The organism is Limosilactobacillus avistercoris, from assembly GCF_014836425.1.
Lineage (GTDB): Bacteria > Bacillota > Bacilli > Lactobacillales > Lactobacillaceae > Limosilactobacillus > Limosilactobacillus agrestimuris.
Genome location: NZ_JACSQW010000002.1, coordinates 1 through 12,410, shown reverse-complemented (window position 1 = coordinate 12,410; position 12,410 = coordinate 1). Strand labels below are relative to the sequence as shown.

Sequence of the window (12,410 nt, the reverse complement as noted above, 5' to 3'; positions counted from 1 at the left end):
GCAGGGTCTCGGTGTTGGCACGGCGAAACGCTGCTTTAATGAAGTACTCTTTGGCAATTACCAACGAATCTGTTCGATGTCAATTGCCAAACGATTTCCCATAAAGTATTTTACCACTTTTAATTAAGATTGGCAACACCATTAACTAATTTTTTGTAGAAAGTTAAAGATAACTTCTTAAGTCTCACTTTCTCCCTACCAATAGGCTAACATCAACGGTAATTGAGTGAAGTTTTGCCAATTCATCATCGGTAAGGTGTTGGACATTCTTCCCCCAACTCATCGGCGTCATCTTAACCATATCCGTGATTAATTCTTTAGGAAGATCAAATTGGTACCGGACACGAATCACCTGTGCATCCGGGTAGTGCTTCTTAAATAATTCAAGGACCTTACTATTATCATAGTGGTAATGTTGATCTTTGTTTCCATATAATAAGTGTCTCAATTCCAAGAGATAGTCTGCATTAGGAATTACCTTAATTAGGAGGCCATCTTCTTTTAAGACTCGATTAAATTCTCGATAATCAGACGGAGAAAACAGTTCTAAAACTGTATCAAAGGATTGGTCAACAAATGGCAACTGACGAAGATCAGCAATACAAAAGAAAGCCTTCGTATCAAGTTGAGTTGCCAAAGTAATCCCAGGTTTTGAAATGTCAAAACCAACATAAAAATCCCGATCTTTTCGAAGCAATGCTAATTGTGCTAGCGGTGTTCCTTCCCCTGTACCCACATCAAGAATTGTTTGAGGAGTTGCCGGGAGGAATTGATTAACCCGTTCAATAATTGGTTTAAATAATCCTGCAGAAAGTAATTTTCGTCGTGAGATAAACATTGCCCGATCATATTCTGTTGTTCCCTGGGTATTTAAAAAATGAAGGTAGCCATGACGGTTAAAATCAATTGTATGACCCTTTTCACAAACAAGCGAATTTCCGGTTAAATTCAAATAACGATGGTGACAAACAGGACATTGAAATAGTTCAAGATGACTTTGAACCAAATTTTCAGCACGCTCAATCTTTTTCACTTTAATTTCTCCTATTTTTTTATTATTTACAGTGTACCATAGCTAGTATTAGGCTTGCTGAATTGCTATCATAGAGATGAACAAATTCAAAGGAGGCAGTTTAATTTGACTGAACAATTTTTGATCGGTACGTATACCAAAAAGGATAGCAAGGGTGTTTATAAAGTTACCTTGGATCCTGAAAAAGAAGAGATTACTAACGTCGAATTAGCTATTCCATCACAAAAGCCAGCCTACTTACAAGTAGGTTCTGATAAGCGAGTTTACGCTGTAAAGCAAATTGATGACCAAGGTGGTGTGGCATCATATTCACTAAAAGATGACAATGCCAAGATGCTCAGCAAGGTTCTTGCAGCAGGCGCTCCTCCGGCATACGTTGGTCTTGATGAAAAGCGGCACCTACTTTACAGTGCTAATTACCATACTGCAAAGATTGATGTCTTCAAGATCAATCAAGATGGAACACTAACTCAGACTGACTCAGTTCTCCACCAAGGTGCTACCGGCCCTCAACCAGAACAGGATAGTCCACACGTTCACTTTGCTGACTTGACTCCTGACCAACGCTTGGTTGTCTGCGACTTAGGAATGGACCTAGTCGTCGTTTATGATGTTTCTGCTGACGGTAAATTAACTGCTGTTTCCCGTTATAAGTCAGAAGATGGTTTTGGTTCTCGTCATATTGCGTTCCATCCTAATGGTAAATATGCTTATCTTCTCGGTGAACTAAGTAGCAAGCTTGAAGTACTAAAGTACAATGCCACTGATGGAACCTTTAGTCACGTCCAAACAATCAAGACAATCCCTAATGATTGGACAGCTCATAATGGTGCTGCTGCTATTCGACTTTCAAAGGATGGTAAATTTATTTACACTTCAAACCGTGGGGAAAATACCATCGCAGTCTTTGAAGTTCAACCAGACTTCACTGTTAAGCATATTCAATCAATTTCAACTGAAGGTGACTTTCCTCGTGACTTCAACCTTAGCTCTGATGAATCATTCTTGTTAGCCTCTAACCAAAATAGTGATAACTTGACCCTTTACAAGCGTGATGCTAATACTGGTAAGTTAACCTTACTACAAAAGGATGTTAAGTGTCCTGAACCTGTTTGTGTTCAACGTTTTTAATAAAATTGAGCTGAAAATTTGCCCAATTCTTTAAATAAAACTAATAACCCTCCGGAGTCCGGACTTTGACGTGTACCCCCAGAGTTGGAAATCAACTCTGGGGGTATTTTTATGACTAAAATTAGTATTAACACTAAGATTAAAGCCGTTGAGGAGTATGCCAATGGAACAGCTAGCTTAACTGCTATAAGGAGCAAATACGGAATCTCTAAACTAGAATTTCAAATTTGCGTGGGAATTTATGCAAAATTTGGTAAACAGGCACTGCTCAATCCACCTAAAGTGACTGGGGATTTCCGGCTGAATCTGGTAAAGTGGAAACAAGAAAATTTGGCATCAATTTCTGAAACTTGTATTCACTTTGCCTTTCGATCGCCCGGTTCAATATTTAAATGGGAAGCTCTTTATAATAAGCAAGGCCGCAAGCTTTATTAGAATTACGCCGCGGAAGGAAACCTAAAAATGGTCACACAACACGACAAGGATCGAGACCAACAACTACTTCAACTCCAAAAACAGAATCAAGCTCTACAAAGAGAAAACTTATTATTAAAGATACAACTCGACGCCTCAAAAAATTGACAGCCTTGAGAAAGCATCCAAAAAAGAACTTGCGCAAGTAATTAATGAACTCAAGGCTAAATACCTGTTAAAGGACTTAATTGATGCGCTCCCAATTTCGATGTCGACTTACCAATACTGGCAGAAACAGTTTAAGTACCCTAACGAAGATGAACTTGAGCTTAAAGCGGTAATCAAAGGGCTGTTTAACTACTATGAAGCCGAGTATGGAGTGCGACGACTTAGCGCCCAAGTGCGCGCTTATTATCAGCTAATCGGTAAAACAGCTCCTAATCACAAGCGAATCCAACGCCTCATGCATGAGATGAATCTTAAATGTACTAAATACAATCAGCGGCGGCGCAAATACGATTCTTCCAAGGGTCCTAACGGTAAGAAGGCCAAGAACAAGCTTAATCGTCGCTTTATGAGTAATCGTAAATATCAGAAAATGGTCTGTGACATTACTGAATTTAAGGCATATAACGGCCAAAAAGTCTATCTGGAAGTCATTAAAGATCTCGCCACTAAGCAGATTTTAACTTGGGCCATCGGTCAAAGCCCTACACTCCATTTTGCCTTAACACCACTGCAAAAGTTACTAGATCAGTTACCATATACTGGTTATCAATTAACTCTTCACACCGATCAAGGATGGCACTACCAACATCACGCTTGGCGAAAGCTTTTGCGTGAAGGACACATTCGACAAAGCATGTCTCATCGAGCAACCTGTTTAGATAACGCCGCTTGTGAAACGGTCTTTAGCAAACTTAAAGCTGAGATTGGCCAGGATACTAGTTATCGAAGTCGCGATGAATTAATCCAGGCAATTGAAGAATGGCTTCATTTCTATAATGAACGACGAATACAGACAAAACTAGGCAACCAAACACCACTCCAATACGAGCAGAATTTAGTTGCCTAAGAAAAATAATTATTCAATTTACAAGTAAGAACATACAAGTTCCAACTTTAAGGGTACACGTCACTTTGCCAGACACTGGAGGGTTATTTATTTTATTGTTTAAATTAAATCAATTAACTTTTGAATATCTTCCGGAAGTGGGGCATGAACCTCAATGTATCGTTGCTTAAAAGGACTATAAAACTTCATCCAGTAGCAATGAAGTGCTTGACGAGAAATTAACGGTTCACCACCATACATTTCATCCCCAATTAACGAGTGTCCTAAATAACGAAAGTGAACCCGGATTTGGTGAGTCCGTCCAGTATGAAGGCGAATACGTAGTAGTGATCCCCTCGTCGATGATTTCTCTAACCAATATTCCGTAACCGATGGCTTCCCCGTAGAAATTACGGTCCGCGTGACAAATTTTTCCGGATCACGATCTATTGGTGCATCAATATACCCATGGCTAGCCTTAACTTGTCCCCCAACAACCGCATAGTAATTTTTCTTTACTTGGTGTTTTTTTAGTTGCTGGTCCATAATTGCATGCGCAAAACGGTGTTTCGGAAAAACCACCAGGCCACTCGTATCTTTATCTAATCGTGTAGCAACATGAATCACTAAATTCTCATAACCCTGTCGCTCATAATAACCACGAACTCGGTTAACCAAACTATCAGCAACTGTCACGTGATGTGCAGGAACGGTCGCAATGCCTGCCGGTTTATTAAGAATCAAGAAATCACGATCTTCATAAACAATTTCAATTGGCAGGTTACTAGGAATAACGTTATCATTGGCTTTTTCTGGAGGCAAAATTAGTGAGAAATGATCACCGGGATTAACAGTATCCACTGTCCACCGATCCTCACCATTAATTTGCATTTTTCCACCATGATAAACTGCGACCTTAATCAAGCTCGCACTAACGCCTTCATGTTTTAGTGCAGAACGTAATTTCCGTGGCTGGTGTCCGTTATATTGCCATTCAAATTCCATTACTTTACTCCACCAATAAATGAATCCTTAACCCGGTGCCAGAAGTTATTATGCCGATATTGGGCAAAATTAATCCGTTTCTTAGCGACTTGATAAGTAATCTCTATTAGTTTTCGTTCCCCCACCGAGGGCTTTAGCCGTACTTGATCACGATCACAAGTCATCACATGGCCATTAAGATCCTTCAATCGAAGCATCAATTTGGATTCAGAACCGAAAATAATTGGGGATCCCAAAGTTCTAAATACCCGATTATTTAATGAAGCCATTTCAGCAAGCTGAAAACCAACAATTTGTGGATCCATAATTGCTCCACCGACAGATTTGTTATAAGCAGTTGACCCCGTTGGAGTAGAAATACATAAACCATCTCCACGGAAGGTTTCAAATAATTCATTATTAATAAACACATCGCAGACCATGGTCTTTGTAATATTACGAACGGTCGATTCGTTTAGGGCAGTATAGTGATCAATCGAGCCATCAGAATAGATCGCGTGCATATCAAGAAGTGGGTATGACACCGATTGTCCACTGTCATTAACCAAACTATCAACTAGGTCATCAATTTCGTAATTTCGCCAGTCAGTATAAAAGCCTAAGTGTCCCGTATGGATCCCAACAAAGCGAATTTTATCCAATAAGGCTTCATAATGGTGGAATGCAGACAGTAGTGTCCCATCTCCACCAATCGTAATAACCACATTGGGAGCATTTTGGTCTAAAACAAGTCCGGCCTTACTTAACTCTGCCTTAAGTAATTTACTAATCCGTTGTGATTCCGACGTCTCATTATTATAAATTGCGACTCGCATATAATCTCCTTATCTATCCGGAATATTCTGATCTCCCGGTGTCCGATTTGAAAACATTGTTTGTGCTTCTTGAATTTCTTCCCGAATTTCTGACATTTCATTATCAAGTTTGAACGCAGCTTCTGCAGCACGCTGTAATCTTGCTGACAACTCTTCTGGAAATTCACCTTGGTACTTATAGTTCAATGAATGTTCAATTGTTGCCCAAAAATTCATCGCTAATGTCCGAATTTGAATTTCAGCAAGGATTCGTTTTTCACCAGTAATCAACTGAACCGGGTATTCAATTACAATGTGGTAAGAACGATACCCACTCGGTTTAGCATTACTAATGTAGTCACGTTCTTCCAGGATTGTCATATCACTTCGCTGGCGAAGCAAATCAACTACTTGGTAAATATCCTCCACGAACTGACACATAATCCGCACTCCAGCAATATCTTGCATATCTTGTTCAAGCCGATCCTCTTGAACATGTCGGCGAATCATTTTCTCTTTAATGCTATCAACCGGTTTTACCCGACCAGTAACAAATTCGATTGGTGAATGTTGTGTTTCATCTTGGTATTGTTTCCGAATACCCCTTAACTTAATCTTCAATTCATTAACAGTTTGTTGGTAAGGTAGTAGAAAGTGTTGCCAATCTTCAACCATAGAAAACCCTCCCATTAAAGTTCGCATTTAATTCTAGCACACTCATCCCCTCAACAGCATAAAACTGGTTCATAAATCATAATTCTTTACAAATTTAATTTTTTTTGTAAAAATAAATTTGTTTAGAGAAGAAATTAAGTTAGTATTAAACGAGGGGGAGCATTTAATGCTAGAAATACATTTATTTGTCAATCCACTCGGGAGTCGTTGCTTCCGCTGTGAACGTGACGTTCTTAAAATTGATCATCAACTTAACACAAAAGTTAATTATCGTTTTATTCCGTTTTTCAACATGGCAACAATCCAACAAACAATTGAATTTTACCATCTTGATCCACGTAGTTTAGCCGTTCGTCAAAACGTTTCTAACACCATTTATCGAGTAATTCTTGACTATATGGCAGCATCTTTTCAGGGGAAAAAGCGGGGGCGTCAATTCCTCTTGATGTTGCAAAACGCGTTAATTAAAGAAGACAGTAACTACAGTGATAGTTTAGTAGAAGATATTGCTTCACGGTCTAAACTTGATCTTGAAATGTTTTTAGAAGATCGTCATTCCAATTTAGCTAAGAAGACCTTCCACCAAGACCAACAATTTGCCAAAAGCTTAGGAGTTACAAAGCCAGCTACTGCAGTTGTCTTTGATTCTAAGCAGTTGCAATACGGCTTTTTACTCAATAACTTTGACTATGAAACCCTTATTACTGCCTATAAGAATAAACAATTAGAGAATGACCTGTCGATAGCAACCTTTGTTAAGAACTACCAATCTCATCCTTTAACTAAAACAATGCAAAAATAATAACACAAGGAAAATGGCCTTCAAAGTCTAAATTAAACTTTGAGGGTCATTTTATTATTAGTTAATACTGAAGATGAGCATTTTTAAATCCATAATCAACTAGTTTTCCTAGTAACTTCATTGATTCCTGATACGAAATCTCTGCCATTTGTTCATTAATCTTGCTCAAAAATCCGGTTATATCATCCTGCTTCACAAATTCCTTATCTGCTTGGTGCTGGAGTGCTAACGTTCGAGTCATTACTTGTTCCGAAAAATCTTCAATTAAGGGTTCAACTTTTTGGTAATGCTGATCAGCAATTGCCATAATAACATGGTTTAACCAGTAACTATCTTTAATGTCAAATGTCGTTTTAGTATCACGATAATGCCGTGGAGTTTCTTCAACATTAGTATAGAAAGGAACAACCGCATTAACCGTATTAGGACCAAAAGCTAACCACTGGACAGCACTAATTTGTGGATCAATATTATTTCTAATTTGAAGGATGTGGAGCTCAAGATTACGGTTTAATGCAATTGACCGAAATGGTGCTTTCTTTACGACATAAGGATCATATTCAGTATCCTGATAATGAGAGCTCATTAAATCCTTAATCTCTTGGATTGTAATTTTATGTTGCGGATAATTAATAAATGGCAGCATCTGATCAGTTGGCTTATTTCCTTGCTCGCCACTCAATTGCTGTTCAACAAACCAAGCCCGTGGATTATTATAGTGGGCATCGCGGTAAGTACTGCTACCGAATATTAACCGTAAATTGTAGTTATCTTCTTCGGGATTAAGGTGGTTGAGATCAATCAATTCTTTTAAATCAGCAGAACTTAATGTCGCTGTCGATGAGAAATCAAAATTAGTAATGTTTAACCGGTTTGGTGCAATTACATAAGCTTCATCAGGAATTCTCACCGCAGCCCAGTGGTGACCTCCAATCGTTTCTAAATACCACACTTCATCTTTGTCACCAAAAGCCATCCCATTAGCCTCATAAGTCCCATACTTTTCTAGAAGATAGCCAACTCGCTCCACGGCTTGTTTAGCTGTCTTAACGTAGGGCAAGACCAAGGTTAGAAAATCCTCTTCACCGATTCCATTATCACTATTATAAGGATCAAGACTGAGGATCCGTGGATTACTCGTAATTGTCTCAGTAGCAGTCATCGAAACATTAGCGGAGTTGATCCCACTCGCCCCAAAAATACCAGCACTACTATCCGCATCGGGAGTTGAGGTATAACGTAGTGCGTTGGTTGGTAAATCAATTTTGAACTTAGTCGTTTTACTTTCATAATGCTGAGGTTGCTTTTCAGGAGTAACTACAATAAACCGTTGTGGATCAAAGTTATTTGAGTAATCCTCAACCCGACAAACAATCGTTGAACCATCTATAGTTGCTTTTTTTCCAGCAAGAAAAGTTGTACAAGTATGACGTCTCATTTAGATCATCCCCGATTTTATTTTTTCATCTCTATTATTTCATATTTCATTAATATCCACTAAATAATTTTTGTAGTTCTTGATACTGCTCCGCAAGGGAATGGGGTGTGCAGGGATACTTAACTAAAATAATTCTCTTTCCCCTTCTTACAACAATTCCACCCATAATTAATTGCTTAGTAAATAATTTTAGGTAAGTATTAATTAATGTCATCGGAGGAATGCAAGGAAAAATTACCCATTCGCTAGCTTCCACCTTTCTTAACATCTTTAACCATGAAGTTTGGCTAAAACTAGTAAATAACGGTATACTAACTAATTTTCTACTTACCAAATAACGCCAATATATTTCTGGATGTTTAGTGACCTGAATTCCGCCAAACTGCTGATGACAAATAAGTGGTAAGCCATTACGCGGAAAATTAATTTTAACTTCTGGTAATAGTATAAGTTGACGCAATATTCGATAATTTTTGTTAATTTGCCTTAAATTTAGTCGTTGTTCCCAAATAACAGCATTCTCTATCTTAATTGCCGCTGATTTAACGCTCCAGAAAATAAGTCCATATTGGTGATTTAGTAATTGAATAAATTTTTGAGTTTGTCGTTGGTGAATCTTTAACTTATATGGCGAGCCAAGAAACCAGTAACATTTTATCCCAAGTTTTTCATAACCACGAGTTCGCTCTTGAAGGTCTACTAACGATAATGGACTACACTGAAATTCAATTACTACCCGCTGTCCATGAACATTAAGTAACACATCCGCTCGTTGTTTTAATGATGAAATGTAAACCTCAAGTTCTGGATGCCAATCATTTCGTCGTGCCCATTCAAATATCTGTTGTTTCCCTAAAAGGTGTTCATAACTTTCCCCTTTTTGTAATGGGCATTGACTATTGACACAATGTGCAAAATGAGCAACCTTACATTGTCCCTTCTTAAGAATTAACCGCTCTCCACATTTAGGACAATAATATTTCTCCCTTTTACTAGCGTTAAACGCATTCACAAAATAATCATTGGACTTAGCAACTAACAACTTATTTACCCTCCCTTATATAAAGACGGTAAATCCTTTAAAATGCATTAAAAAAGTACCCTTATTAACTACAAGGGTACTTTTTAGTTAGCTAAAATAATGCTGAATTAAATGTAATGCCGAAATTTCCATCAGCTTTTTTGAATGCTCTGCTAAATAATCTGACGCAATATTTGTTGGATCTCCATATTCGTATGCTAATGCAATCTGGTTCTTTATTTCTTCATCAGTATTTTCATCGGTAACTAAGTACTGTAAGGTCAGGTAGTACTGACCCTCGTACTTATAGAGTTCACTAACAACATTATAATCATCAGCAACCTTTGCATACTGAATTAGATCTTCAAGCTGCGCAAACCTAACAACAATTAACTTTGTTAGTGGTTCAGTATCGCTTGCCGGAGAAGCATAATCATCAGCATCTTCGAACGATTGCTCAGTTTCATTAGTTCTCGATTTCTCGTTTCGCCGTTGTGCAATACTTTGGCGAATATAATCAGTAATCGCATCTGTTTGCTCACTATCGGCTCCAGTAATTTGATCATTTTTACTAATAAATAATTCTAAGCCATTTCCTGTAGGCATTACCTGAAATGTTACAGAATCATTATCTTGAAATTGGTGAGTTGAATCAACTTCCTTCAATATACTGTAAAAGAAATCTTGGATCTGTTTATGATCACTTAACAGGTCCAGGATCTTAATTCCCCGTTCTTCCAGATCGTTCGAGTCGACTAAAACACGAATTGTATTTTCATTAATGCGCTCCATTTCCATTAAAAGCACCCCCTTCGACTCGAGTTATGTATTACTACCATTCTAACTAATTTACCACAAAAGTAAAGAAGAAAAGGCGCAACATAGAGCTCGCTGGAGTCTGTACATTGTGCCTGTTTAATTATGATTAAATTGTGTTAGCTTTTCGTTCAGCTTCCGCTAATTCTAATTCACGAACTTGACGTGGAAGGAAGCGGCGAATTTCATCTTCATTGTAGCCAACTTGAAGACGCTTTTCGTCAACAATAATTGGCCGTCGTAACAATCCAGGATTTTTACTAATCATTTTGTACAACTGCTTCATTGGCAGTTCATTCAAATCAACGTTTAATTTTGAATAAGCCTTAGAACGCTTAGAAATAATATCTTCCGTTCCATCTTCTGTCATCCGTAATATGTTCTTTATCTCACTCACATTAAGTGGTTCAGAAAAGATATTTCTTTCTTTAAAAGAAATTCCGTTTTCTTGTAACCATGTCTTTGCTTTCCGACATGATGTACAACTTGGAGACGTGTAAAGTGTAACCATTTAATAAAAAGCCTCCTTTAGAGCTAATACTTGATGTCAACTCACCACTACAAAATTAATTATACAATGCTTTTTATATCATTAAAAGTGCCATTGTGGTTTATTTACTTTTAGTAAGTAAAATTATAGCACGTGATTCATGTATTTCAAGCGTTTTTAAAGATAATTAATTATTTTAAATTAATATTAAAAATTACCAATTTACTGTTTCTACTTAAAATTACTGATAATTGGTAATTAAGGAAAAGAAAGTATTATAATAAATCTATACACTTAAAAGGAGGAACTGCCATGTTATCAAAATTAAGCTTAACCTTTGGATCACGGCAAATCTTGCAAGATATTATTGATAAATACCCAGATAGAAAGTTCAAACTAATGCAAGCTTCAGAGCATAGTCACAATTTAGCATTGTTTGACTTTTCTAATAAACCAACTGTTTTCAAATCACCAGTTGAATATACTGTTTTGGGAGAACAGTTAGATAGTGAATACAGAGGAATTCTTTATTATCAATCATTCCAAGTTGATAATGATCACCAAAAGATCCTCTTTAATACTCTTAATAAGATAATTGACAATTCAAATCCACTGGTTAATGGACAGGCTTTTCTCCAAGTCGATAACAAAGAAGAAAGTACTACATTAGTTCTTCTAACTGCATTAAACGATTTAGATGAACTAATGGCCTGGAAGAAAACCGATGTGTTTAAGCAACTTGATAGCTTTACCACCCGTGATCCGAATAATACGTACTATGATGAAGTATATCGTCCATTGATGTAATTAATTTTAATAACACTAAAAGGATTCCCGTCTATTGATGGGAATCCTTTTTGTTAGATAATTATCATAAAACAAAAAGCAACCAAGACATATCTTGGTTGCTACAGACGGTCCGTACGAGACTCGAACTCGTGATCTCATCCGTGACAGGGATGCGTCCTAAACCAACTAGACCAACGGACCAAAATTGCGGGGGCTGGATTTGAACCAACGACCTCCGGGTTATGAGCCCGACGAGCTACCAGGCTGCTCTACCCCGCGATAACAAAAAAAGTGACCCGTGCGGGATTTGAACCCACGATACCAGCGTGAAAGGCTGGTGTCTTAACCACTTGACTAACGGGTCATAATTAACGGAGAAGGAGGGATTCGAACCCTCGCACCGCTCTCGCGATCTACACCCTTAGCAGGGGCGCCTCTTCAGCCACTTGAGTACTTCTCCAAATGGGCCTAAATGGACTTGAACCATCGACCTCACGCTTATCAGGCGTGCGCTCTAAACCAGCTGAGCTATAGGCCCATATAAAAGCGGGTAACGAGAATCGAACTCGCGACAACAGCTTGGAAGGCTGTGGTTTTACCACTGAACTATACCCGCATAATTATTAAATTAAATGGCGCGGGACGGAATCGAACCGCCGACACACGGAGCTTCAATCCGTTGCTCTACCAACTGAGCTACCGAGCCAAAACGGTCCGTACGAGACTCGAACTCGTGATCTCATCCGTGACAGGGATGCGTCCTAAACCAACTAGACCAACGGACCAAAATTGCGGGGGCTGGATTTGAACCAACGACCTCCGGGTTATGAGCCCGACGAGCTACCAGGCTGCTCTACCCCGCGATAACAAAAAAAGTGACCCGTGCGGGATTTGAACCCACGATACCAGCGTGAAAGGCTGGTGTCTTAACCACTTGACTAACGGGTC

General features: G+C 38.4%; 13 protein-coding genes and 10 tRNA genes. 5 read left to right on the top strand and 18 right to left on the bottom strand.

The genetic code is table 11. The features are described from left to right. Positions 1–184: 184 nt before the first annotated feature. On the bottom strand, positions 185–1,033 hold the full coding sequence (locus H9564_RS00775; protein ID WP_191683681.1) for a methyltransferase domain-containing protein: 849 nt from the start codon (positions 1,031–1,033) through the stop codon (positions 185–187). Positions 1,034–1,138: 105 nt separating this feature from the next. Here H9564_RS00775 and H9564_RS00770 point away from each other — a divergent pair, with 105 nt between their 5' ends. The 3 genes from H9564_RS00770 (at position 1,139) to H9564_RS09060 (ending at position 3,653) form a co-directional block, all read left to right on the top strand. Further along, positions 1,139–2,164: a lactonase family protein gene (locus tag H9564_RS00770; RefSeq protein WP_191683680.1), complete on the top strand. Its 1,026-nt coding sequence runs from the start codon at positions 1,139–1,141 to the stop codon at positions 2,162–2,164. Between the two features lie 111 nt (positions 2,165–2,275). Then, entirely contained in the window at positions 2,276–2,599 is a 324-nt protein-coding gene (locus H9564_RS09065) for a hypothetical protein (RefSeq protein ID WP_225209491.1), read from the top strand. A 142-nt stretch (positions 2,600–2,741) separates the two neighbouring features. After that, positions 2,742–3,653 (top strand): IS3 family transposase, encoded by a 912-nt coding sequence (locus H9564_RS09060; protein WP_318241059.1) that lies wholly within the window; start codon positions 2,742–2,744, stop codon positions 3,651–3,653. Between the two features lie 99 nt (positions 3,654–3,752). On the opposite strand, the gene H9564_RS00760 is transcribed toward H9564_RS09060, so the two are convergent. From H9564_RS00760 to H9564_RS00750, 3 genes are read right to left on the bottom strand one after another with little or no spacing between them, the layout of a single operon-like run. After that, positions 3,753–4,637 carry an RluA family pseudouridine synthase gene (locus H9564_RS00760; RefSeq protein ID WP_191683679.1) on the bottom strand — a complete coding sequence of 295 codons (885 nt, stop codon included), beginning with the start codon at positions 4,635–4,637 and terminating at the stop codon, positions 3,753–3,755. Then, positions 4,637–5,452, bottom strand: a complete 816-nt coding sequence (locus H9564_RS00755) for an NAD kinase (protein WP_191683678.1) — start codon at positions 5,450–5,452, stop codon at positions 4,637–4,639. The genes H9564_RS00760 and H9564_RS00755 overlap by 1 nt, the downstream gene beginning before the upstream one ends. Positions 5,453–5,461: 9 nt before the next feature. Further along, complete coding sequence (locus H9564_RS00750; RefSeq protein ID WP_191683677.1) at positions 5,462–6,106, bottom strand: GTP pyrophosphokinase; 645 nt, start codon at positions 6,104–6,106, stop codon at positions 5,462–5,464. A 166-nt stretch (positions 6,107–6,272) separates the two neighbouring features. On the opposite strand from H9564_RS00750, the gene H9564_RS00745 reads away from it, so the two are divergent. After that, positions 6,273–6,908 (top strand): DsbA family protein, encoded by a 636-nt coding sequence (locus tag H9564_RS00745; protein WP_191683676.1) that lies wholly within the window; start codon positions 6,273–6,275, stop codon positions 6,906–6,908. Between the two features lie 61 nt (positions 6,909–6,969). On the opposite strand, the gene H9564_RS00740 is transcribed toward H9564_RS00745, so the two are convergent. From H9564_RS00740 to spxA, 4 genes are all read right to left on the bottom strand, one after another. Beyond that, positions 6,970–8,346 (bottom strand): C69 family dipeptidase, encoded by a 1,377-nt coding sequence (locus H9564_RS00740; RefSeq protein WP_191683675.1) that lies wholly within the window; start codon positions 8,344–8,346, stop codon positions 6,970–6,972. A 49-nt stretch (positions 8,347–8,395) separates the two neighbouring features. Then, positions 8,396–9,388: a competence protein CoiA gene (locus H9564_RS00735; RefSeq protein ID WP_191683674.1), complete on the bottom strand. Its 993-nt coding sequence runs from the start codon at positions 9,386–9,388 to the stop codon at positions 8,396–8,398. Positions 9,389–9,475: 87 nt separating this feature from the next. Then, positions 9,476–10,165 carry an adaptor protein MecA gene (locus tag H9564_RS00730; RefSeq protein WP_191683673.1) on the bottom strand — a complete coding sequence of 230 codons (690 nt, stop codon included), beginning with the start codon at positions 10,163–10,165 and terminating at the stop codon, positions 9,476–9,478. A gap of 127 nt (positions 10,166–10,292) precedes the next feature. Further along, positions 10,293–10,694, bottom strand: coding sequence for a transcriptional regulator SpxA (gene spxA / locus H9564_RS00725; protein WP_191683672.1), 402 nt, complete (start codon positions 10,692–10,694; stop codon positions 10,293–10,295). Positions 10,695–10,985: 291 nt separating this feature from the next. Here spxA and H9564_RS00720 point away from each other — a divergent pair, with 291 nt between their 5' ends. Then, positions 10,986–11,480, top strand: coding sequence for a hypothetical protein (locus tag H9564_RS00720; RefSeq protein ID WP_191683671.1), 495 nt, complete (start codon positions 10,986–10,988; stop codon positions 11,478–11,480). 108 nt (positions 11,481–11,588) lie between these two features. Here the strand turns inward: H9564_RS00720 and H9564_RS00715 are convergent. The 10 genes from H9564_RS00715 to H9564_RS00670 all read right to left on the bottom strand — a co-directional run bounded on the left by H9564_RS00715 (position 11,589) and on the right by H9564_RS00670 (position 12,410). After that, positions 11,589–11,663, bottom strand: a tRNA-Asp gene (locus H9564_RS00715). Between the two features lie 4 nt (positions 11,664–11,667). Next, positions 11,668–11,741, bottom strand: a tRNA-Met gene (locus H9564_RS00710). A gap of 13 nt (positions 11,742–11,754) precedes the next feature. Next, a tRNA-Glu gene (locus H9564_RS00705) sits at positions 11,755–11,826 on the bottom strand. Positions 11,827–11,834: 8 nt separating this feature from the next. Then, positions 11,835–11,922, bottom strand: a tRNA-Ser gene (locus H9564_RS00700). Positions 11,923–11,925: 3 nt separating this feature from the next. Then, a tRNA-Ile gene (locus H9564_RS00695) sits at positions 11,926–12,000 on the bottom strand. Between the two features lie 7 nt (positions 12,001–12,007). Further along, positions 12,008–12,078: transfer RNA gene (locus H9564_RS00690), tRNA-Gly, on the bottom strand. Between the two features lie 17 nt (positions 12,079–12,095). Then, positions 12,096–12,168 (bottom strand) — tRNA-Phe (locus H9564_RS00685). Between the two features lie 4 nt (positions 12,169–12,172). Further along, positions 12,173–12,247, bottom strand: a tRNA-Asp gene (locus H9564_RS00680). 4 nt (positions 12,248–12,251) lie between these two features. Beyond that, a tRNA-Met gene (locus tag H9564_RS00675) sits at positions 12,252–12,325 on the bottom strand. Positions 12,326–12,338: 13 nt separating this feature from the next. Beyond that, a tRNA-Glu gene (locus tag H9564_RS00670) sits at positions 12,339–12,410 on the bottom strand.

Excerpts from the sequence above, each read along its gene's own strand:
- H9564_RS09065 (WP_225209491.1), top strand. The coding sequence starts at position 2,276 with ATGACTAAAATTAGTATTAACACTAAGATTAAAGCCGTTGAGGAGTAT.
- H9564_RS00760 (WP_191683679.1), bottom strand. The coding sequence starts at position 4,637 with ATGGAATTTGAATGGCAATATAACGGACACCAGCCACGGAAATTACGT.
- H9564_RS00755 (WP_191683678.1), bottom strand. The coding sequence starts at position 5,452 with ATGCGAGTCGCAATTTATAATAATGAGACGTCGGAATCACAACGGATT.
- H9564_RS00750 (WP_191683677.1), bottom strand. The coding sequence starts at position 6,106 with ATGGTTGAAGATTGGCAACACTTTCTACTACCTTACCAACAAACTGTT.
- H9564_RS00745 (WP_191683676.1), top strand. The coding sequence starts at position 6,273 with ATGCTAGAAATACATTTATTTGTCAATCCACTCGGGAGTCGTTGCTTC.
- H9564_RS00740 (WP_191683675.1), bottom strand. The coding sequence starts at position 8,346 with ATGAGACGTCATACTTGTACAACTTTTCTTGCTGGAAAAAAAGCAACT.
- H9564_RS00730 (WP_191683673.1), bottom strand. The coding sequence starts at position 10,165 with ATGGAAATGGAGCGCATTAATGAAAATACAATTCGTGTTTTAGTCGAC.
- spxA (WP_191683672.1), bottom strand. The coding sequence starts at position 10,694 with ATGGTTACACTTTACACGTCTCCAAGTTGTACATCATGTCGGAAAGCA.
- H9564_RS00720 (WP_191683671.1), top strand. The coding sequence starts at position 10,986 with ATGTTATCAAAATTAAGCTTAACCTTTGGATCACGGCAAATCTTGCAA.